A 21635-nucleotide genomic window follows, 5' to 3' on the forward strand; every position below is an offset into this window, starting at 1 on the left:
TCGGCTCAGGCATGACCTGCTGGCGCCACCGGCATTCCGCTCGCCGCGGCACCGAGCACGACTCCGGCCTGGCTGCCCAACGCCCGGTCGTCGAGCGAGCTTTCGCCCTCGGCCGCACCTCCTTCTTCCACAGTTCGGCGGCGCGCTCGTCACGCTCCAGTGGGAGGGGCTGTTACTGAGGTTCCGGGTCCCTGACGTGGGGCGGGCAGGTCGGAGAGTCGTGTTCGGGGTGTTGTCGGTTTGTCCGGTTGTCCGGATCTTGTCTGGACCTTGATCCATCTGTACTGGTTGGATCACTGCGGGTCTTCGCCTGTGCTCCGGGGGGGGCTGGGGGAGGCGTGCACCGTCGTCGTGTCTGTCGCGTCCCGTGGGCTGTCGCGGCCGCCCCGGCGCTGTGCGGAAGATACTTGGGCGGGAGGGATCCTCGTGCTGCTGGTGACCGGAGCGACCGGGACGGTCGGGAGGGAAGTGTTGCGCAGGCTCCCCGAGTTCACTGCCGGTGTGCCGGTGCGTGTCATGGCGAGGGAGCCCGGGCGGGTCACGGGTGCTCCGGTGGCGGCTGAGATCGTTCGGGGGGATTTCACGGACCCCCGTTCGCTGGCGGGGGTCCTGCGCGGGGTGCATCGGGCCCTGCTGCTGTCTCTGCCCTCCGCGGGGGGTGACGCGTGTTTCCTGCGGGCTGCGCGGATGGCGGGAGTTCGGCATGTGGTGAAGTTGTCGGCGGCCGCGGTGGTGGACGTGGGGGCTGTCGATCTGGTCACTCGGTGGCAGCGTCGGAGTGAGGAGTTGTTGTGCGGCAGTGGTATGGCCTGGACTCTGTTGCGTCCGCGTGCGTTCATGTCCAACACGTTGTCCTGGGCGGGGTCGGTGCGCAGGTGTGGTGTGGTCCGGGCTCTGTTCGGGACGTCGCTCAATGCCTGTGTGGACCCGCGTGATGTCGCGGAGGCGGCGGTACGGGCGCTGACCGGGGAGGGCCACGAGGGCAGGGCCTACACGCTGACGGGTCCGGGAGTGCTCAGCGCGGTTGATCAGACGCAGCAGTTGGCCGAGTTGCTCGGCCGTGTGCTCAGGTTCGAGGAGTTGGGTGTCGAGCAGGCGCGCGCCGCGCTGGCTGCACGGTATTCCGCGGAGGTCGTCCAGGCGTTGTTGGAGAGTGCGTGGCGTGGGCGTGAGGGGAGCAAGTGCGGGGTGGATGGCACGGTTCCCGCTCTTCTCGGCCGGCCGGCCGGGGACTTCCGCGGGTGGGCGGCTGATCATCTGGGGGCGTTCGGGGCGCGCTGAGGGCGGGTGGGGTCGTGGGGGGTGTGCTCACGCGCACTTGGTGTGCCGGTGTGCTGATGGGGTGCGGCGGGCGGTGGTGATCCTCGGTTCGCCGGCGGTGTCGGGGAGTGTGGTGACCTCTGCGAAGAGGTCGCCGTGCAGCAGCGCGTTCACCTGTGGGGGTTGTGCCTTGTCGTGCTCGATCGCCAGCCGCCCGCCGGGACGCAGGACCGTGATGGCCAGTTCGATGATGCGCCGGATGAGGTGGAGGCCGTCGGCGCCGCTGTAGATGGCGGTGGGTGGTTGGTGCCGGGACCATTCGGGCGGCAGGCGCCACAGCGGGGAGATGAAGGGCGGGTTGGCCATGACGAGGTCGGTGGTGCCGAGATGGGCGTCGAGGCAGCCGGGTTCGGTGAGGTCGGCCGCCCGCACGGTGACCGGGCCCAGCACGGACTCGTTGCGTGCCGCGTTGCGAGCCAGGTACTGCAGGCAGGTGTGGTCGCGTTCCACGCAGGTGACGGTCACGTCGGGGCGGCGTCTGGAGAGGGCCAGGCCCAGTGCTCCGACGCCGGAGCACAGGTCGAGTGCTGTCCCGCCGTACGGCAGCGTCGTGGTGGAAGCCGCCCATTCCACCACGCTGGTGCTTTCGTGGCGCGGTATGAATACTCCGGTGCCGACGACGAGTTCCAGTCCGTCGAAGGGTACCGAGCCGATGAGGTGTCCGAGCGGGATGCGCCGGCAGCGTTCCGCCACGGCGGTTTCGAAGCGGGCCAGCGCATGGGGCGACGCGTCGGGCGGGAAGCGTTCTTGCAGTGCGTTCAGGTCGCCTTCCACGTTCGGCACTCCCGCCTCGGTCAGGCGGGCGCGGGCCCGTTCACGGGCCGTACGGGTCTGCGGCGCCGTCGTCATGACCGTGCCGTGCGTGTGCGTGTGAGGGACGCGTGGGCGGCTGTGGGTGCGATGGTGCTCCGGCCGGTCCACTCCCGTTCCTCGCGAGTTCCGGGTGTCTGCACGGTCACGGTGATCCCCTCGGTGCGGCGGGGGCTGGTGCGTGGCGGCTCCCGCGGGCGGACCTGTCTCTTCGGATGTGCGCCGGTCCGGTGTGCCGCGGTCCGGCGCGGGCCGGGGTCCGGGGCACTGGGTCCGCTGCCGCCGGGCCGGCGTCGTCACCGGCCCAGTGGCAGCGGAGCGGCGATGGGTGTTGGGGCCTGCCGGGTGCGTCTCACGCGCCGTTGTGTGCGGCTCCCGCGAGATAGTCGGCCAGGTGTTCGCCCGTGAGGGTGGTGCGTGCGGCGACGAGGTCGGCCGGGGTGCCCTCGAAGACGACGCGGCCGCCGTCGTGGCCTGCGCCGGGTCCCAGGTCGATGATCCAGTCGGCGTGGGCCATGACCGCCTGGTGGTGCTCGATGACGATGACCGACTTCCCGGAGTCGACGAGCCGGTCGAGCAGGCCCAAAAGCTGGGCGACGTCCGCGAGGTGCAGACCGGTGGTCGGCTCGTCCAGGACGTAGACGCCGCCGGTGTCGCCCATGTGCGTGGCCAGCTTCAGCCGCTGCCGCTCGCCGCCGGACAGCGTGGTGAGCGGCTGGCCGAGGCTGAGGTAGCCGAGGCCGACGTCCGCGAGGCGTTCGAGGATCTTGCGCGCTGCCGGAATCCGGGCTTGCCCCGCGGTGAAGAACTCCGCGGCCTCGGTCACCGACATCGCGAGGACCTCGCTGATGTCGCGGCCTTCGAGGCGGTGTTCGAGTACGGAGGGGTGGAATCGCTTGCCGTCGCAGTCCTCGCAGGGGGTGGAGACATCGGCCATGATGCCCAGGCCGGTGTGGATGACGCCGACGCCGTTGCAGGTGGGGCAGGCGCCCTGGGAATTGGCGCTGAACAGTGCGGGTTTGACGCCGTTGGCCTTGGCGAAGGCCTTGCGGATCGGTTCGAGCAGGCCGGTGTAGGTGGCCGGGTTGCTGCGCCGGGAGCCGCGGATCGGGCTCTGGTCGATCGAGACGACGCCCTTGCCCGCGGGGAGGGAGGCGTGGACCAGGGAACTCTTTCCGGCGCCGGCGACACCGGTGACGACGGTGAGGATGCCGAGCGGAACGTCGACGTCCACGTCATGGAGGTTGTGCGCGGTGGCGCCGCGGATCTCCAGCGCCCCGGTGGGCGTGCGGACGGTGTCCTTGAGGGCGGCCCGGTCGTCGAGGTGGCGCCCGGTGACGGTTTCGGAGGAGCGCAGTGCGTCGAGGGTGCCTTCGAAGCAGATGGTGCCGCCCGCCGAGCCCGGTCCCGGACCGAGGTCGACGACGTGGTCGGCGATGGCGATCGTCTCCGGCTTGTGCTCGACGACCAGGACGGTGTTCCCCTTGTCGCGCAGTCGCAGGAGCAGGTCGTTCATCCGCTGGATGTCGTGCGGGTGCAGACCGACGGTGGGCTCGTCGAAGATGTACGTCACATCGGTGAGCGAGGAGCCGAGGTGGCGGATCATCTTGACGCGCTGTGCCTCGCCGCCCGACAGTGTGCCCGAGGGACGGTCGAGGGAGAGGTAGCCCAGGCCGATCTCCTCGAACGAGTCGAGGGTCTGCCTGAGGGCGTCGAGCAGCGGGGCCACGGTGGGCTCGTCCAGGTCGCGCACCCACTTGGCCAGGTCGCGGATCTCCATCGCGCAGGCGTCGGCGATCGAGACCTGCCCGATCTTCGAGGAGCGGGCTCCCTCGCTGAGCCGGGTCCCGTCGCAGGAGGGGCAGGTGGTGAAGGTGACCGCGCGGTCCACGAATTCCCGCACGTGGGGCTGCATCGACGCCCGGTCCTTGGACAGGAACGATTTCTGGATCTTGGGGATCAGCCCCTCGTAGGTGACGGTGGAATCGCCCGCCTTCACCTTGGTCGCCTCCCGGTACAGGAAGTCCCGCATCTCCTGTTCGGTGTACTCGGCGATCGGCTTGTGCGGGTCGAGGAAGCCGGATTCGGCGTACGTGCGCACCGTCCACCAGCTGTCGGACTTCCAGCCGGGAATGGTGAACGCGCCCTCGGCGATCGACTTGGAGTCGTCGTAGAGCTGGGTGAGGTCGATGTCGGAGATGGTGCCGCGGCCCTCGCACCTCGGGCACATTCCGCCGGTGCGGCTGAAGTCGGCGGTGGCCGCCTTCTTGCCGCCGCCCTCGACGGTGATCGAGGCGCTTCCGCTGATCGAGGCGGTGTTGAACGAGTACGCGCTCGGCGGTCCGATGTGCGGGGTGCCGAGGCGGCTGAAGAGGATGCGGAGCATGGCGTTGGCGTCGGTGGCGGTGCCGACCGTGGAGCGGGGGTCGGAGCCCATCCGCTGCTGGTCGACGATGATCGCCGCCGTCAGCCCTTCGAGGACGTCGACCTCGGGCCGCGCTTGGCTGGGCATGAGGTTCTGTGCGAACGAGGGGTAGGTCTCGTTGATCAGCCGCTGGGACTCGGCGGCGATCGTGGCGAACGCCAGCGAGCTCTTGCCCGAGCCGGAGACCCCGGTGAACACCGTCAGCCGGCGCTTGGGCAGCGCGATGCTGACGTCCTTGAGGTTGTGCTGCCGCGCGCCGTGGACGCGGATCAGGTCGTGGCTGTCGGCTGGGTGCGGCACGGGGGAGGACGTGGCGGGCGTGTGGGGCATGTGCGGGTTTCTCCAAGGCTGTGGTGCGGCCGAAGCGGCGGCAGGGCTGTGGTGCGGCCGGAGGCGGCGGTACGGCGGCGGGCCCGTGACCGTCACCGGTCGTCGCGGGGCCGCGAGTGTGCGGCGGGCCGTCGTCGGTGGCGCCGGGGGGACCGGGTTCGTCAGCGGCTCAGGTCCCGGAACCTCTTGACCGCCAGCGGGAAGAACACTGCGACCAGGACCACCGGCCAGGCCAGCGCGAGGAGGTCCGCGTGGGTCGCGGCCCAGGAGTCGCCGGTCGCGCCCGGGTTGCCGAACAGGTCGCGTACCGCGGTGGCCGTCGCCGACATCGGGTTCCACTCGACGACCGCGCCGAGCCAGCCGGGCATCGAACCGGGTGTGGCGATGGCGTTGGAGAGGAAGGCGACCGGCCAGACCAGGATCTGCACGGCCTGTACCAGTTCCGGCTTGCCCGCGACCATCGCCAGGTGGATACCGATCCACAGCATCGCGAACCGCAGCAGCAGCAGCAGGCCCACCGCCCCCATGAAGGAGGCGAATCCGTGGTTCCAGCGCCAGCCGATCGCGGATCCGACGCCGATCATCACCGTGAGGCCGACCGCCGACTGCAGCATGTCGGCGATGCTCCGGCCGACCAGGACCGCGCCGGAGTTCATCGGCATCGAGCGGAACCGGTCGATGACGCCCTTGCCCAGGTCCTGGGTGACCGAGAGCATGGTCGCCTCAAGACCGAAGGCCATGGTCATGGTGAGCATGCCGGGCACAAGGTAGTCCTTGAAGTCGCCCGCGACGCCCTCGCCGCCGCCGATCAGGTAGCCGAACATCAGCAGCATCATCACCGGGAAGACCAGCCCGACGACCACCTGGACGGGCTGGCGCGCCCAGTGTGCCAGCTCGCGCCTGGTCATCGTCCAGGAGTCGGCGGCCGCCCAGCTCAGCTTCGAACCCGTGCCGTGCGTCGTGCTGGCCGGGGACGTGGTCACACTGTGGGTCGCGCTCACGCGGCCTCCTCCTTCGTCAGGTGCATGAAGACCTCGTCGAGGGTCGGCCGACGCACCGCGATGTCCTCCGCCTCGATGCCGGCCGCCTGCAACGCCCGTACGGTCTCGGTCAGGGCCGCCATCCGGTTGCTGATCGAGGCACTGACCATCCGCCGGTCCTCGTCCCGGTGCACGTCACCGGGCAGCAGTGCGGCGGCGCGCTCCAGCTGCGCCGCGTCGTGCAGGATGACGTCGATGCGGTCGCCGCCGGTCTTGGTCTTCAGTTCGTCGGCCGTGCCCTCGGCGATGACCCGCCCGCGGTTGATCACCGCGATCTGGTCGGCCAGTTGGTCGGCCTCCTCCAGGTACTGCGTGGTCAGCAGTACGGTCGTACCGCCGCCGACCAGGGAGCGCACCGCGTTCCACACCTCCGTGCGGCCGCGGGGGTCGAGCCCCGTGGTGGGCTCGTCCAGGAAGAGCACCTGCGGCCGGGAGATGAGGGACGCCGCCAGGTCCAGACGCCGCCGCATACCGCCGCTGTACTGCTTGACGGCTTTGTTGCCGGTGTCGGCGAGGCCGAACTGCTCCAGCAGTTCCTCCGCCCGTGCGCCGGCGCGCCGGGCGCCGAGGTGGTACAGGCGCCCGAACATCTCCAGGTTCTGGCGGCCGCTGAGTTCCTCGTCGACGGCGGCGTTCTGGCCCAGCAGGCCGATCTGAGAGCGCACCTCGTCGGCTCGGGACCGCACGTCGATGCCCGCCACCTCGACGCGTCCCTCATCGGGGCGCAGCAGCGTGGACATGATGCGTACGGCCGTGGTCTTGCCGGCACCGTTGGGGCCGAGGATCCCCTGGACGGTACCGGCCCGGACCGTGAGGTCGAGGCCGTCGAGAGCCTGCTTGTCCTTGTAGCGCTTGTGCAGGCCCTCGACGACGATCGCCGGTTCACGATCAGTCAAAACGCCCTCCTTCAGTCAGTGGTTAAACTTGACTAGTGATGCCCGGGAGAGGACATCACCACCCGGCTGGACAAACTTGATTAGTCAGTGAAGCTACAGGGGGATGCGCGACTAGTCAAACTTGGGTAGGTAGTCTAGTCAAAATTGTCCAGAAGGGAGACGCCCATGTCACCGATCCGGCTGCTGGTGCTCGGCGCGGTCCGCCAGCACGGACGGGCGCACGGTTACCAGGTGCGCAACGACCTGGAGTACTGGGGGGCCCACGAGTGGTCGAGCGCCAAACCCGGCTCGATCTACCACGCCCTGAAGCAGATGACGAAGCAGGGACTGCTCATCGCCCACGAGGTCGCGCCGAGCACCGTCGGCGGCCCGCCCCGCGTGGAGTACGAACTCAACGACGACGGCACCGCGGAGTACTTCAGGCTGCTGCGCGACGCCTTGAGCTCGCACGAGCAGAAGTCCGACGAGCTCTCCGCCGGACTCGGTTTCATGGTCGACCTGTCCCGGGGCGAGGCCGTCGCCCTGCTGAGGGAGCGGGTCTCGGGGCTGGAGCGGTGGCGGTCCGCGGTCACCGTGTACTACACGCCGGAGGCCGGGCCCGAACAGCTCGGCCACATCGGCGAGCTCATGAACCTGTGGGTGCACTCGGCCGACGGCGGTGTGCGGTGGACCCGTGGGCTGATCGAGCGGATCGAGAGTGGCGCGTACACCTTCGCTGGGGAGGGCGAGCCCTTCGTGGGCGTGCTCGCGGACGACGAGCCGAACCCCTTCGCGGCGGACCGGCAACCGGAGGGCATCCACTAGGGATGGGTGCGGCGCCGTTGCCCGCCGCAGGCGTGGGCCTCGCGGTGCCGGGTCGCCGGCCCGGGCGACATGCCGCGGTCCGGCGGCCCCGGACGGTCACCGACGAGCAGGTCGCCCTGGTGGTGAAGCGGACGCTGTCGCAGTCGACCGTGTCGCGGATCTGGCGGGCCTTCGGTCCGCACCGCACCGCACCGCACCGTGACGGAGGTCCCGGGAGCGCCTTCGTCTCCTTTCGGGATGGTAAAGAATCCAGGCGCCGGGTAAAATCTTTCCCCATCCGCTTAGGGCCGAGGGGGCGCCGCTGTGCAGGGGACTGGTCGGGTACGGGCGCAGGTGGCGGTGGTCGGCGGGGGACCCGTCGGGATGCTGATGGCATCCGAACTGGCCCGCTACGGAGTCGACACGGTGCTCCTGGAGGCGCGGGACGGCGTCAGCGAGCGGCCGAAGGCGACCACGCTGCACGCACGGGCGGTGCAGTGCCTGGCCCGGCGCGGCCACCTGCCCGGCCCTGCGGCCGCCCGCACCGCGGCGGGTTCGCCCTTCCACTTCGCGGGTCTGCCCGGACTGGTGATCACGGCCCCCGACCGGGAGCCGGCCCCGATCCTCAAGCGCCCCCAGGCACAGCTCGAAAGGGGCTTCGAGGAGCGCGCCCGGGCGGCCGGCGCACGGGTCCTGCGCGGGCACCGGGTGACAGAGGTGGTCGAGGAGGCGGACGGGGTGCGGATCGGGGCCGAGGGCCCGGACGGCCGGACCGTGTACGTCGAGGCGCAGTACGTGGTGGGGGCCGACGGAGCCCGCAGTGTGGTGCGCGCGCAGGCGGCCATCCCCTGCGACACCGGGCCGGCGACGGTGTCCGCCCTGACGGGAGCCGTGACCCTCACGGACCCCCGCGCGCTGCCCGAGGGCTGGCAGCGCACGGCACGCGGCTGGATCGCCGCCAGGCGCGACCCCGAGGGCCACACCCAGCTGCGGACGCTCAACTGCTCCGGCGCGCACCCGGGCCGCCCCACGCCGCCCACTTTGGAGGAACTGCGCCGGGAGGTCTCCTGGATAGCCGGGCGGGACATCGCCATGACCGGGCCGCGCTGGCTGGGCAGGTTCAGCGACTTCACCCGTCTCGCCCGCGCCTTCCGCACGGGACGCGTCTTCGTGGCGGGTGACGCGGCGCACGTGCATTTCCCGGTCGGCGGACAGGGCCTGAGCACCGGCGTGCTGGACGCGCTCAACCTGGGCTGGAAGCTGGCGCTCGCGGTGCGGGGAAAGGCGGGCGCCGGACTGCTCGACACCTATGACGCGGAGCGCCGGCCGGTGGCCCAGCGGGTCATCGACAACACACGGGCCCAGCTCGCGCTGATGCGCCCGGGTCCCGAACCCGACGCCCTGCGCACGGTGTTCCGCTCGCTGCTGGCCACCGATCAGGAGGGCGGCCGCCGGCTCAGCGACATGATCAGCGCTCAGGACACGGTCCTGCCCGCTCTTGCCGGGGACGGCGGTCCTGCGGCCGGGACGTTCCTGGCCAACGTGGCGCTCACCACGGTGTCGGGGCGCACCGACGTGATCGAACTGCTCCAGGAGGGCAGGCCGCTGCTGCTGCTCCTCGGCGACGGGGGCACGCGCCACCGTGACCGGGCGCGGACGTGGGGCGGGTTGCTGAAGGTGGTCCGCGCCGAGTCCGTCCCCGAAATACCGTACGAAGCTGCGGTGGTACGGCCCGACGGCTATCTGGCGTGGACGTCGGACGGCGGCGACCTGGGCGCGGTGCTGTCGGCGTATTTCGCCGAGGCCGCCCCGGCGGGCCGCCCCTGACGGGGCGCGGGCAGGGGACCGGGTCAGCCGACGGCGCCGAGCGCCTTCTGCGCCCGGGCCGTCTCCAGCGCCTCGGCGTAGACCCGGGCCGCCCGGCTCTCGGCGAGGTCGAGCGAGGCGAGGACGGAGGGGGCCACCGCGCTGGGGAGCACGTGCCGCAGCATGACGGAGACCCTGGTGACCAGGTCGCGGTAGTCACAGACGGCCTGGGACATGGACTGGATGCCGGCGAACGAGCCCACGATGACGTCGGCCGTCTCGGCGGGCACGGCGTGGGGCACCAGTTCGCCCCGCGCCTGTGCCTCCTTCAGCAGCCGGACGCCGACCTCGCCCCAGCGCAGGAACGGGCCGCTGCGGTCCAGGCCCTCCGCCAGCTGATCCATCGTCAGCCGGACCGCGGCGCGGACCATCGGGTCCGTCTGCAGACGGTGGGCGTGCAGCATCACGATGTCCACGATCTCCTGCACCTTGAAGACGCGGGGCGGCACCGTGATGCTGTGGTCCTGCTCGGCCAGGACGGCCTGGGCCAGGTCCTCCTTCGAGACGAAGTGGAAGTACAGGGCGCCCTTGGTCGTCCCCGCCTCCTTGAGGATCTGGGTGATCGTCGCCGCCTGGTATCCGTGCACCTCGAAGATCTTGGCCGCCGCGGACAGGATCGTGCGACGCGTACGGATGGCTCGGACCTGCTCGGCCACTGCGCCTCCTGATTCCTCGGGGTGGTTCGGGCGGTCGAAGAATCCGCCGGTCCGTATCGTACGGCGGTAGGGGACCGGGTGCCCTGGGGAGCGGTCAGTCCTCGTGCGGTGCGGCCGTGACGGTGCAGCCGAAGACCCGGACACCGCTTTGGACCGCGGTCACCTGGACGCTCCGGCCTCTTCCCGGGGCGGCGGCGGGCAGCGCCCGGGCCTCGATCGTGCAGGGCGGCGCCAGTTCGGTGTAGCGCTCGAACTCGCCGGCGATGCCCACCGGGAGGTAGCGGGGGAGGCCCAGCACCGCTGCCGTGGCCTGCCGGGCCGCCTCGATCAGGACCATGCCCGGCACGTGGTCGACGGCGTGCTCGAAGAGGACGGGATGGCGGGTGTCGGCCCGCAGCAGCCAGCGGTTCCGCGCACCGGTGGGGGACAGGACGACGTCCATGGGCGACGTGCGCCCCACGCGTGCCGGTTCCACCGCGGACCCCAGGGCCCGCGGGTGGAGATCGCTGCCGCGCACGTGCGCGCCGCGCAGCCGACGGTAGACCTTCGGTGCCAGGCAGGAGAAGGAGCCGCCGCCCGTCGCGGCGACCTGGCCGTTGCGGTGGAAGACCGCCTCGAAGCGCAGACGGGAGAGGTTCTCACCCCGCCGGTCGATCTTCGTACAGGTGATGAAGACGCTGAGTGAGGCGGGCTCGTACCCCACCTCCAGGTGCTGCGGCCGGACGGCGAAGTGGAGATCCTGGATGAGGAACTGGTGGCCGAACGGCACACCGAATCCGGCGTGTCCCAGCAGGATGCCGATCTGGCGCAGGGTCTCGCAGCCGATCAGCGGGTCGTGCCGGCCGTCGGCGACCGGGGTGAAGAAACTGTGACCGCGGGGCCACTGGGCGGCCATGACGAAACGGGTGTCGTCCACCCGCCGCCAGCCGGTGAGCAGCACCTCGGCGACGGCGGACCTGTGCACCAGTTCACGGGGGACGGTGCTGGTGAGCGTCGCGGGCCGCGGCCCGTCCGAAAGGAGCGCGGGCTCTCCGCAGCACCGCCCCAGCTGCGCACCGAATGCCGTGAGTTCGACCTGAAACATGCTGGTATGCACTGCTCCCCCTGAAATGGTGTGAGATGTGTCCGAGTGGCTCCGGTCGAAAGATATAGACCGACCGGGATGCGTACCAGAGCTGTGGATCTGGTCGGACACACCCTTCCGGTTCGCCTGTTCGTGCTGGTGGGATCGGGTCCTGAGGGCGGCGCACGGGCGGATTGTGCGGCTCGTCGGGCCCCGGTCGGCTCAAGCGCGCCTTGAGCAGTCCTCAAGAGGCCGGGCCGCGCTCCCGTCTCTTTCCGCCCGGGGGCGGGACGGTCCGGCCCCCGTCCGCCGTGAACAGGCGTCGTCCTGTTGTCCGTTCAGTAGAAACGGCACGTGCAGTTTGTTATCTTGGCCCGCACGGGGGGTCGCGCTGTGGCGGCGGCCGCGGTGGTGAGGGGTGCTCGGACGCCTCGGCCCCGGCCTTTTGCGACAAGCGCCGTGGTCCACCTCCTCGCTCTCGCTTCAGCGGGCGCGGCACCCCCTTTGCAGCAATGGAGCGGTTGATGGTCAAGCAGGAGCGTGCGGCGCGTACGCGCGAAACCCTGATCCGGTCCGCGGCGGAGATTTTCGGCCGGGAGGGCTTCTCCCGGGCGTCGCTCACCGCGATCTGCGCACGTGCCGGAGTGAGCGCCGGAGCGCTGCACTTCCACTTCGAGAGCAAGGCCGCCCTGGCGGACGTCGTCGAGGCGGAGGCGCTGACCCGGATGGTGGCCGTCATCCGCGCCGAATTCCCGGCCACGACGAGCCATGTGCAACTGCTGGTCGACGCCACCCACCGCCTCGCCGACGCGCTGCGCAGTGACGTGGTGCTCCGCACGGGATTCTCCCTGGGCTCCGAGCCGTCCCACCCGGCCGGGGCCGATCTGCGGGACCACTGGCGGTGCTGGGTGGAGCAGGAGCTCGGGCAGGCCGAGGCCAAGGGGGAGCTGCGTCCGGACGTCGCGGCGCGGGACGTGGTGACCGCGGTGGTGGCCGCCACCGTGGGACTTGAGGTGCTCGGTGTGCGGGACGCGAGGTGGCTCTCGGAGGCGACGGTGAGCCGCGTCTGGCGGCTGCTGCTGCCGTCCGTCGCGCCCAGCGCCCTGCTGGCGCAGCTGGAGGCCGGCGGCACCCGGCCCCGGTGAGGCACCGGAGGTGGGCCCGGTACCGCGCACGTACGGTACCGGGCCCTTTTGCATGCGCGGACCGCACAAAGAAGACCCGAGGGTCTGTTTTTGGGCCTCCTGGGGTGGCAGTGAGTGGATCATGGCGTGATCTCATGCCTCTGCGACATGCTCCAAGTTCGACAAAAGCACAAGGCAGCGCTGAAGAAGGTCACTTGGCGGCTCACCCGGAGAGGACGGTGCGGTTGGTTTTCTGTTGACAAACCGTTGACCCTGTTTTTTACTGAGGTGCTCATCCGTGGCCGTGGACAGGGGGATACTCGTGGACATCGCACTACTGGGCACTTTGACGGTCCGGGAGCAGAGACACTCCATCACCCCCACCGCCCCCAAGGCACGGCAGGTGCTGGCGCTCCTGGCACTCCACGCCGATCAGGTCGTCCCGGTCCCGGCCCTGATCGAGGAACTGTGGGCGGGTACGCCACCGCGCAGCGCCCGCACCACACTCCAGACGTACGTCCTGCAACTGAGGTCCCTCATCTCGGCCGCCCTGGAACAGGGCCAGGGGAGCGCGCCGGGCCGACGCACCGCCAAGGACGTGCTGCTCACGCTGCCCGGCGGTTACCTGCTGCACAGTGGAGGCGGCACCAGCGACGTCCGCGAGTTCGACCGGCTCTTCGGCAGAGGTTCGCAGGCGATGGACGCGGGCGACTTCCCCGGCGCCGCCCGGCTGCTGCGCGAGGCGCTGTCCCTGTGGTCGGGACCGGCCTTCGCCGACGTGCACGGCGGTGTTCAGCTGGACACCGAGGCGCGGCGGCTGGAGGAGACCCGGCTGTGCGCCCTCGATCAGCGCATCGAGGCCGATCTGCGCATCGGACGGCACCGGGAGCTGCTGGCGGAACTGACCGTGCTGGCCGACCGGTACCGCACCCACGAGAACCTGCACGGCCAGTTCATGCTGGCCCTGCACCGTTCCGGCCGCCGCGGCGAAGCCCTCGACGTCTACCAGCGGCTGCACCAGACCCTGGTGCGCGAGCTGGGGCTGGAGCCCTCGGCCGGCCTGCGCAGGCTGCAGCGGTCGATCCTCATGGCCGGGCCCGACGCCTCCCCCGGGGCGTCGGAGATCCACGGCGACCGCGTCGCCCGGGTCGGCTGAGACAGCATCCCCCCTCCCGCCGAATTCACCGCGGCGGAGAACAGATGCGGCCGGAATTCCGCTGGAGCGCACCTGGAGCCGGATTTCACCTGACCAAGGTCTCCTGGATGTCGTTCAGGGTATTGCGGTCGAGTGCCGGAAGAAAACCAGTGGATTCACCGAAGAGGCGGTCGGCCGGGCACGGCCGGTGGTGTCGATCCTGACCTCCGGTCGGCCGGTCGGCCGCTCTCGTTCCCTCCCGCGGGACGCGCGTGCCGCGGCCCACCCGAAGTCGTCGGGCCATACGGGCGCGGCGGCCCGAAGCGGTGCGCCGAGGTAGTGAACCGGCGTCCGGCCGCCCGCCGCCCGGCACGGACGCGCCTGCCCCCTCTCCGGTCGGGAGCCGCTGTCACCTGCGAAAACAGTGTGCCCTTCGCATTCGTCGGCAGCTCGCCGGCCCGAGAAACGGATGCGCCCGCGCGCACCCCTCCCCTCTGCTGGCGCAGTCCCCCTGCCCGGACCCGCCCCGGCGTTTTTCCGCGGGTGGCTGGAATCTCGATTTCGGCTGCTCAAGAAATCGGCGAACGTGTTCTGTTGGAGACGGACTCGACGAGCACTCAAGAAATCGGCGGGGCCGTCTCGCGCCCCGCTACTGTGCTTGAGACGCAGGCTTTACCGATGTGAACTCGACGACGAGCTGGGGAAATCGTGCAGATTCAGGTTCTGGGTCCGTTGAGCGCCGAGGTCAACGGAGGTTCCATCGTTCCGACGGCCGGGAAACCACGTCAGATTCTGGCGCTGCTCGCACTCTATCCGGGGCGGGTGATGCCCGTGCCCACTCTGATGGAGGAGGTGTGGGGCACCGAGCTGCCCCGGAGCGCGCTGACCACGCTGCAGACCTACATACTCCAGCTGCGCCGCAGGCTCGGCGCGGCCATGGGGCCGGGCAACCCCGGCGCCGCCAAGGAGGTGCTCGCCACCCGCCACGGCGGCTACCTGCTCCAGATCCCCGGGCAGAGCGTGGACGTCCACGAGTACGACCGGCTGGTCGCCGAGGGGCAGAGCGCCATCGAGACGGGCGACGACCACCTTGCCGCCGCCCGGCTGCGGCAGGCGCTCGCGCTCTGGAAGGGCCCGGCCCTGGTCGACGTACGCGTGGGTCCGATCCTGGAGATCGACGTCATGCGGCTCGAAGAGAGCCGGCTGGTGACCGTGGAGCGACGCATCGACGTCGACCTGCGGCTCGGCCGCCACACCGAACTCCTCGCCGAACTCACCGAACTGATCGCCCGTCACCCGCAGCACGAAGGTCTGCACTCGCAGGCGATGGTGGCGCTCTACCGGTCCGGCCGCCAGGCCACCGCACTGGACGTCTACCGCGGGCTGCGCACCCGCCTCATCGAGGACCTCGGCGTCGAACCCTCGCCGCAGCTTCAGCGGCTCCACCAGGCGATGCTCGCGGTGGACCCGGCGCTGGACGTGCTCGGCGGAGCCCGGCGCGGCTCCACGTTCGACCTGTACGCGGCCTGAGCCCTGCCCCGGGACGGGACACATGGCACAGCCGCGAGAACGACGGGCTCTCCGGCGGGGCGCGCACCCGCCCGGCGAGCGCGCGACACACCAGGCGGAGAGGGACGATGGTGTACGAGCCGGGGCCGGACACGGCGGGGGAGCGGGGCGTGCGGCTGGTGTGCTTCGCGCACGCGGGAGCCGGAACCTCGGCGTTCCACCGCTGGGACACCCTGCTGGCGGGTGCGGCCGTCCCCGAGGCGCGGCCGCTGCCCGGCCGGGGAGCACGACGCCGCGAACCGCGGGTGACCACCCGCCAGGCCCTCCTCACCGACCTGCGCGACCTGCTCCCGCCCGGGCCGTCCGGCCCGTACGTCCTGTACGGGCACAGCCTGGGCGGACTGATCGCCTACACCCTCACCCGGGCCCTGCACGCGGCCGGCCTGCCGCTGCCGGCCCTGCTGGCCGTCGGCGCCTGCCCGCCGCCCGGCGACCCTGGCGAACTGATCTCCGCCGCCGAGGCCCCCGACCACGAACTGCTGCGGGTGCTGGAGAAGTTCGAGGCGGTGCCCGGCGACACCGTGCCCGGCGACCTGTGGCACCGCCTGGTCCTGCCGGTGCTCCGGGACGATCTGCGGCTGGCCGCCGACCTGCGCGCCGCCTGCCTGGACCCGGCCACCGGAGGACCGGTTCCGGTGCCGCTGCTGGCCGTCGGCGGCAGCACGGACGCGTTGGTGCCCCCGGAGACGATGCGCGGCTGGCAGGCCTTCACCGACGGCCGCTTCGTCCACCGCACCCTGCCCGGCGGCCACTTCTTCGTCCGCGACGGCGATCTGCCCCGGCTGCTCGGCCGGGCCTGCCGGATCGTGGGGCGCGCCGGGGTGAAGGACACCGCGCGCCCGCGCGGCCCGCATCGACGCGACGGACGGCGGTGACGCGGCCGGCACCGGTCGAGGACCGTTCGAGGGTTTCTCCGGCCGGCCCGGTGAACCTCGACGCGGACACCGCAGAGGACGGACGCCGGAAGGGGACGGGGCCGATGGCGGGTGAACACGCGCATCACAGGACGTACTCGGTGGGCGTGGCCGCGCCGGCCGGCACGGTCTGCGCACCGCTCGCGGACACCACCCGCCGGCCGCTGTTCCCGCGCTCGTGCAGCCAGGCCGAACGGCTGGACTTCGACGGGGTCCACGACCTGCTCCGGGCCTGGACCGAGTTGCACGGCAGCGTGCGCCCCCGCCCGGTCCGCCGCACCCTCGACGCCGTGGCCCGGCGCAGCGACTTCCGCCAGGAGGCAGCACCCGCGGGCCCGCTCCTGGCCCGGGCCGGCAGCCGGCGGGTCGAGGCCGGGGCGCCCGGACGCCGCCGGCTCGCCCTGGACCACGACGTGACCCCCGCCCAGGACGTGTCCCAGGACGCCGATACGGCGCTGCGGGCCGCCGGCGCCCGCAGCGCGGCCGAGCCGGCGCGGCTCAGGGTCACCGCCGAGCACGGGGACCGGCTGGAGCACCCGCTGCCGTTCTTCGAGGAGTCCGTACACACCAAGGGCCCCGCCGAACCCGTCCACTCCTTCCTGTGCTCCCTCACCGGCCGGCCCGGCCGCGTTGCGCACGTGCTGCGCGCCGAGGTGGCCGAGGACCGGCCCGGTGCGCAGGCCGTCCGCACCGAGACCCGGTGCGGCGGCCTCGTACGGAGCACCGGGACGGCCCGGGTCCGCTTCCCGCACGCCCTGCGGATCACCGCCGAGGAGACCGCGCCGCAGGAGCCGTTCCAGGCACACACCAGCGAGTGGCCGGTGCTGTCGGGCGAGCGGGACGTCACCGTCCCAACCCGCCACCGGGTGCTACGGCGCGAGGACCGGGCCGTCTCCACCGCCGCGGCCCGCGCCGCCGCGCGCGACCTGCCCGGCGGGCAGCGCAAGACCGTGCCGGACCTCGCCGGGCGGCACGCGGAACCGGCCGTCCGCACCCGGTGAACCGGGAACCGGTCACCGCAGCCCCGGCCACCCCCCGGCCGGGCCGCTCCGCGGGCCGGGGCGCACACCTCCTGGCGGCCGCACAGCACCGCGCGGCCCGGTTCGAGGCCCTCCTCGGCGACCCCCGGGACCCGGCCAACCCGCACTCGTTCGCCGCCCTCGGTACCGCCGACCACCGGGGCGTGCCCCCGGAGACGACCGAGGCCCTGCTCATGGAGGCGGGCGTCGGCGCCGAGTGCGTGCCGGCCGCGGAGGGCGGCCTGCTCACCCGCGCCGACCTGCTCCTGACCGCGCTGCGCCCGCTCTTCCGGCGCGACCTCGCGCTCGGCCTGGGCGCCGCCCCGCTGTCCGCCACCGCACCCGTCTGGGCCGTGGGCGGCGCCCGGCAGCGCCGGCGCACCGCGGACCTGCTGCTGGGCGGCGGCCGGGCCGCCGCGGTGCTCCACGAACCCGCCCACGCCAACGCCCTCGCACGGGGCGAGCTGACCGCACGCCGGGCCCGCGACGGCTGGACCCTCGACGGCCGCAAGGACCTCGTCAGGGACGTCCGACGGGCGGGCGCCTGGGTGGTCCATGCCCGCACGGCACCCGCCCACGGCCCGGCCGGCCACCGCGTGTTCCTGCTGGAGCCCGGCCTGCTGCCCGGCGGCGCCGTGCGGACCCTGCCGAGGGCGCCCACCTCCGGCATGCGCGGCGCCCTGCTGTCCGGCCTGGAGTTCACGCACTGCCCCCTGCCCGCGGACGCCCTGCTCGGCCGCCCCGGCGAAGGAACCGCACTGGCGCTGCGCACCTTCCAGATCGACCGCGGCCTCGTGGCGGGCGCGGCCGTCGCCGCCGCCGAGACCGTACTGCGCCTCGCCGCCCACACCGTGTTCGCCGGCGAGGACGCCCGGACCGTACGGCGACGGCACGCCCCGCTCGCCCCGCTCTTCGCCGACCTGCTCGCCTGCGACAGCATGGCCACCGTCGCCCTGCGCGCACTGAGTCTGCCGTCCGGCCGCACCCCCCTGGCGGCCGCGACCCTCAGCTACGTCGTCCTGGACGTACTGCGGGAGAACCTCGACGACCTCATCAGTGTCCTGGGCCCGCACGGCCACGCGCCGGGCAGCGCGCACGCGCTGCGCGACAAGCTGGCGCGCGACCTGCCGCACGCGGGCCTCGGCCACACCGGCACGGCCGCCTGCCACGCCGTCATCGTCCCCCAGCTGCGGCACCTCGCCGAACACTCCTGGTTCCGGGGCCCCGCACCGCCGCCCGGACTGTTCCGTACGGGCACGGACCTGCCGGACCTGGAGCACCGGCCGCCCCCCGCCGCCGGCGGCGGGGACTTCCTGTCCGCCGCTCTGGCCGGCTCGGCCGACCGCCTGGCCCGCGTCCCGCGCGCCGACGCCACCCGCGCCGCACTCGCCGGCCTCGCCCGGGCGTTCACCCGCGAACTGCGCGAGCTGCGCCGTCGCTGCGCGGCCCTGCCCGACGCCTTCGACCCGGCCGCCGTGGCCCTCAGCGACCGGTTCGCCCTGCTCCAGGGCGCGGCCGCGGTGCTCGGCGTCTGGGAGGGCCAGGACGGCACCGACGCGTTCCTCGCCGAGCCCGCCTGGGCGGTGCTGGCGCTGTCCCGGCTGGCCAGGAGGCTGGGCGTCACCGCGCCCGGACCACCCGAGAGCTGCGTGGCACAGGTCCTGGACGAACTCGCCCGCCGCGGCCGCACCGACCGCGGCTGCGCCCTGGACGGCAGCACACCCGCGTACTGAGAAGGGACCGGACCGTGCCCCACCGAAGCGCAGCCGACAGCACGACGCCTTCGCCGCCCGTGCACGTGCCGGGCCCCGCGCCGGGCCGCCCCTGGGCGGCGGTGCGCACGCGCCTGGAACGCGAGGGCCATGCCGTGGTCACCGCGACCTGGGGCGAATGGCTGACCGCGGCGCTCACCGACACCGGGCTGCGTGCGCTGCTGGGCCGGGACTGGCAGCGCTACCGGCGCATCGAGAACGCGGCCGCCCGCTACCGCTTCGTCACCTCCCGCATGCTCGTCAAGTACACGGCCGCCGCGGCCCTGGGAACGGACCCGGCCGCGCTCGAACTGGCCTACAGGATCGGCGGCAGGCCCTTCCTCCGCGGCTTCGACCAGATCGACGTCAGCCTCAGCCACACCGGCGACCTCATCGCGGCCGGGATCAGCCGCACCGGCCGGATCGGCGTGGACGCCGAACCCGTGGGCCGCGAGATCTCCCTCGACATGCTCCGGCGGCACATGTGCACCCCCGCCGAGGCGGCCGGGCTGGCCCGGACGGCTCCCGAGCGGCAGGCGTGGGGGCTGCTGCGGCTGTGGACCCTCAAGGAGGCCTACACCAAGGCGCTCGGGCAGGGGCTGCGACTGGGCTTCACCGAGTTCGGCTTCGGCCCGGACGGAGTTCCCACCACCGCCGACGGCTCCCCGGTCCCCGGCGGAGCCTGGGCCTTCACCACCCATCCGGTTCTCGACGGCCGCTATCTGGTGAGCACGGCCTGCCAGGACACCGGACTGGACACCGCCCGCGACATCGCCGCCCGCACCATGCTCGACCAGGGGTTCGCGGGCGCGGTCCGGGCGGCCCCGGCCCCGCAGTCGCCCCCGGGGCCGGGGCCGCCCCGAAAGGCTCACCGAGGCCGCCTCGAAGGACCCTCTAAGGACTCTCCACCAGCGCGCCGGAAGCTGGGCGGCACTACCGAGCGCAAGCCCCCGGGACGCCCGGGCCGAACAGGGTGGAGCAGGCACGTGACAATCTTGGTGACTGGAGCGACAGGGGCCGTGGGCCGGCTCGTGGTCGCTCGCCTCGTCGCGGCGGGTGCGTCGGTGCGCGCGGTCAGCCGCACCCCGGCCACCGCCGGTCTGCCGGAGCAGGTCGAGGTCTTCGAGGGCGACCTGGAGAAGCCGCGGACCCTGCGCGCGGCCCTCGACGGCGTGGACCGCCTCTACCTCTTCCCGGTGCCCGAGGCCGCCCGCGAGGTCGTCGCGCTGGCCAGGGAATCGGGGGTGCGCCGGATCGTGGTCCTCTCCTCCTCCTCGGTCCTGGATACGTCGGGCGACAACCACAGCGGCGAGTACCACCGGGCCGTCGAGCGCGCCGTCGAGCAGTCCGGTCTCGACTGGACCTTCGTGCGCCCCGACGAGTTCGCCATGAACCTGCTGTGGAAGTGGGGCCACTCCATCCGCACCGAGGGCGTCGTGCGCGCCCCCTACGCGAACGCGGCGCGGGTGCTGATCCACGAGGCGGACGTCGCGGCCGTGACGGCGACCGCGCTCCTGACGGACGGGCACGCCGGGCGGGCCTACGTGCTCACCGGCCCCGAGGCCATCACCCAGGCCGACCAGGTCCGCGAGATCGCCCGGGTGCTCGGCCGTCCCCTCGCCTTCGAGGAGATCACCCCGGCGCAGGCACGCAAGACCATGGGCCAGGTCATGCCCCACCCGGTGGTCGAGATGGTGCTGGGCTACCTCGCCGACGCGGTCGGCAACCCGCCCGTGCCGCGGGACACCGTGGAGAAGGTCACCGGCCGTCCCGCGCTCACCTTCGCCCGCTGGGTGGCCGACCACGCCGCCGACTTCGCCCCGCGGCCGGCGGGCGGTGCGGCATGAGCGCGGCACCCGCCGAGCGCCCCGCGGCCGGTGCCTCCGGCCCGTCGCCCGCCGCCAACGCCCTGGTGCGGATGACCGGCAGCGGCACGCCCGAGGAGCACATCCACACCGTGGAGGGCCCCCGGCCCACCGCGGGCAAGGACGGCGTCCTGGTCGCCGTGGAAGCGGCCGGGGTGTCCTTCGCCGAGGTCCAGATGCTCCAGCACCTCCACCCGTTCCCGCCGCGCTTCCCCTTCGTGCCCGGCTATGACCTCGTCGGGCGGATCGTCGAGGTCGGCCCGGGCGTCACCGGCTGGAAGACCGGCGACCGGGTCGCCGCCATGCCCCGCCAGGGCGCCTGGCAGCGCTTCGTCGCCCTGCCGGCCAAGACCCTCACCGCCGTCCCCGGGGAGCTGGACGCGGCCGTGGCCGTGGCCCTGGTCGCCAACGGGGTCACCGCCTACCAGATGCTGCACCGCCGCACCCGCCTGCGCCCGGGCCAGAGCGTCCTGGTGCACGGGGCGAGCGGAGGCGTGGGCGCCCTGCTCACCCAGCTCGCCGTCCACCACGGGCTGCGGGTCATCGCCACCGCCTCCGCGGCCAAGCACGACGCCGTGCGCCGGCTGGGCGCGGAACCGCTCGACTACCGCACCCCCGGCCTCGCGGACCAGCTGCGCGCCCTGGCCCCCGGCGGCGTCGACGCCGTCTTCGACCACATCGGCGGCCGCGGCCTCGACGTCGGCTGGGCGATGCTGGCGCGCGGCGGCACCCTGGTCTCCTTCGACTCCTCGGTGGCCGGATTCCGTCCGGGCCAGTGGTTCAGGCCGCACGTCCCGGCCCTGCGCCGCACCGCGACCCGCTTCGTCGCCCGGCACCTGGGCCTCACCCGCGGCCGCCGGATGAGCATGTACTACGTCAAACCCGGCCCCGGCTTCAGCGCCGACTACACCGAACTGTGCCGGCTCGCCGTGGAGGGTGTCCTGACCCCCCGCATCGCCGGCCGCCACTCGCTGGAACACACCGCCCGCGCGGTGCGCGCCCTGCTGGACGGCACCAGCATCGGCAAACACGTCCTGACCCCCTGAGCCACCGACTCACAGCAGACGAG

17 protein-coding genes are annotated in these 21635 nt (G+C 72.6%); 11 read left to right on the forward strand and 6 right to left on the reverse strand.

Annotated features, from left to right (window positions below; translation table 11 throughout):
- Nucleotides 1-426 precede the first annotated feature (426 nt).
- The gene (locus tag ABZ858_RS23120) at nucleotides 427-1281 is read left to right on the forward strand and encodes an NAD(P)H-binding protein (protein WP_361381635.1); all 855 of its coding nucleotides are present in this window, start codon (nucleotides 427-429) and stop codon (nucleotides 1279-1281) included.
- Nucleotides 1282-1308: 27 nt separating this feature from the next.
- On the opposite strand, the gene ABZ858_RS23125 is transcribed toward ABZ858_RS23120, so the two are convergent.
- The 4 genes from ABZ858_RS23125 to ABZ858_RS23140 all read right to left on the reverse strand — a co-directional run bounded on the left by ABZ858_RS23125 (nucleotide 1309) and on the right by ABZ858_RS23140 (nucleotide 6821).
- Nucleotides 1309-2169, reverse strand: coding sequence for a HemK/PrmC family methyltransferase (locus tag ABZ858_RS23125; RefSeq protein ID WP_361381638.1), 861 nt, complete (start codon nucleotides 2167-2169; stop codon nucleotides 1309-1311).
- A gap of 313 nt (nucleotides 2170-2482) precedes the next feature.
- The gene (locus tag ABZ858_RS23130) at nucleotides 2483-4885 is read right to left on the reverse strand and encodes an excinuclease ABC subunit UvrA (protein WP_361381641.1); all 2403 of its coding nucleotides are present in this window, start codon (nucleotides 4883-4885) and stop codon (nucleotides 2483-2485) included.
- A gap of 161 nt (nucleotides 4886-5046) precedes the next feature.
- Entirely contained in the window at nucleotides 5047-5793 is a 747-nt protein-coding gene (locus ABZ858_RS23135; protein ID WP_361382151.1) for an ABC transporter permease, read from the reverse strand.
- Between the two features lie 89 nt (nucleotides 5794-5882).
- Nucleotides 5883-6821 carry an ATP-binding cassette domain-containing protein gene (locus ABZ858_RS23140; RefSeq protein WP_361381643.1) on the reverse strand — a complete coding sequence of 313 codons (939 nt, stop codon included), beginning with the start codon at nucleotides 6819-6821 and terminating at the stop codon, nucleotides 5883-5885.
- 165 nt (nucleotides 6822-6986) lie between these two features.
- Between ABZ858_RS23140 and ABZ858_RS23145 the strand changes: the two genes are divergently transcribed.
- Both ABZ858_RS23145 and ABZ858_RS23150 read left to right on the forward strand, forming a co-directional pair.
- Complete coding sequence (locus ABZ858_RS23145) at nucleotides 6987-7625, forward strand: PadR family transcriptional regulator (protein ID WP_361381645.1); 639 nt, start codon at nucleotides 6987-6989, stop codon at nucleotides 7623-7625.
- A gap of 339 nt (nucleotides 7626-7964) precedes the next feature.
- The gene (locus ABZ858_RS23150; protein WP_361382154.1) at nucleotides 7965-9431 is read left to right on the forward strand and encodes an FAD-dependent monooxygenase; all 1467 of its coding nucleotides are present in this window, start codon (nucleotides 7965-7967) and stop codon (nucleotides 9429-9431) included.
- Between the two features lie 23 nt (nucleotides 9432-9454).
- On the opposite strand, the gene ABZ858_RS23155 is transcribed toward ABZ858_RS23150, so the two are convergent.
- Together ABZ858_RS23155 and ABZ858_RS23160 are read right to left on the reverse strand one after the other, a co-directional pair.
- On the reverse strand, nucleotides 9455-10126 hold the full coding sequence (locus ABZ858_RS23155) for a ScbR family autoregulator-binding transcription factor (protein WP_361381648.1): 672 nt from the start codon (nucleotides 10124-10126) through the stop codon (nucleotides 9455-9457).
- A 94-nt stretch (nucleotides 10127-10220) separates the two neighbouring features.
- Nucleotides 10221-11210, reverse strand: coding sequence for a ScbA/BarX family gamma-butyrolactone biosynthesis protein (locus ABZ858_RS23160; RefSeq protein ID WP_361382157.1), 990 nt, complete (start codon nucleotides 11208-11210; stop codon nucleotides 10221-10223).
- A 503-nt stretch (nucleotides 11211-11713) separates the two neighbouring features.
- Between ABZ858_RS23160 and ABZ858_RS23165 the strand changes: the two genes are divergently transcribed.
- From ABZ858_RS23165 to ABZ858_RS23200, 8 genes are all read left to right on the forward strand, one after another.
- On the forward strand, nucleotides 11714-12334 hold the full coding sequence (locus tag ABZ858_RS23165) for a ScbR family autoregulator-binding transcription factor (protein ID WP_361381651.1): 621 nt from the start codon (nucleotides 11714-11716) through the stop codon (nucleotides 12332-12334).
- Between the two features lie 301 nt (nucleotides 12335-12635).
- Complete coding sequence (locus tag ABZ858_RS23170; protein WP_361381654.1) at nucleotides 12636-13469, forward strand: AfsR/SARP family transcriptional regulator; 834 nt, start codon at nucleotides 12636-12638, stop codon at nucleotides 13467-13469.
- 687 nt (nucleotides 13470-14156) lie between these two features.
- Nucleotides 14157-14978, forward strand: coding sequence for an AfsR/SARP family transcriptional regulator (locus ABZ858_RS23175; protein WP_361381657.1), 822 nt, complete (start codon nucleotides 14157-14159; stop codon nucleotides 14976-14978).
- 107 nt (nucleotides 14979-15085) lie between these two features.
- Nucleotides 15086-15892, forward strand: coding sequence for an alpha/beta fold hydrolase (locus ABZ858_RS23180; RefSeq protein ID WP_361381660.1), 807 nt, complete (start codon nucleotides 15086-15088; stop codon nucleotides 15890-15892).
- 104 nt (nucleotides 15893-15996) lie between these two features.
- Nucleotides 15997-16932 (forward strand): cyclase, encoded by a 936-nt coding sequence (locus ABZ858_RS23185; protein ID WP_361381663.1) that lies wholly within the window; start codon nucleotides 15997-15999, stop codon nucleotides 16930-16932.
- A complete protein-coding gene (locus ABZ858_RS23190; protein ID WP_361381666.1) occupies nucleotides 16929-18683 on the forward strand; it encodes an acyl-CoA dehydrogenase in 1755 nt (584 codons plus the stop codon). The genes ABZ858_RS23185 and ABZ858_RS23190 overlap by 4 nt, the downstream gene beginning before the upstream one ends.
- 14 nt (nucleotides 18684-18697) lie before the next feature.
- Complete coding sequence (locus ABZ858_RS23195; RefSeq protein WP_361381669.1) at nucleotides 18698-20548, forward strand: NAD(P)H-binding protein; 1851 nt, start codon at nucleotides 18698-18700, stop codon at nucleotides 20546-20548.
- Entirely contained in the window at nucleotides 20545-21612 is a 1068-nt protein-coding gene (locus tag ABZ858_RS23200; protein WP_361381672.1) for a zinc-binding dehydrogenase, read from the forward strand. Before ABZ858_RS23195 ends, ABZ858_RS23200 begins: the two co-directional genes overlap by 4 nt.
- The last annotated feature ends 23 nt before the right edge of the window (nucleotides 21613-21635 follow it).

This window comes from Streptomyces sp. NPDC047017 (assembly GCF_040644175.1).
GTDB lineage: Bacteria > Actinomycetota > Actinomycetes > Streptomycetales > Streptomycetaceae > Streptomyces.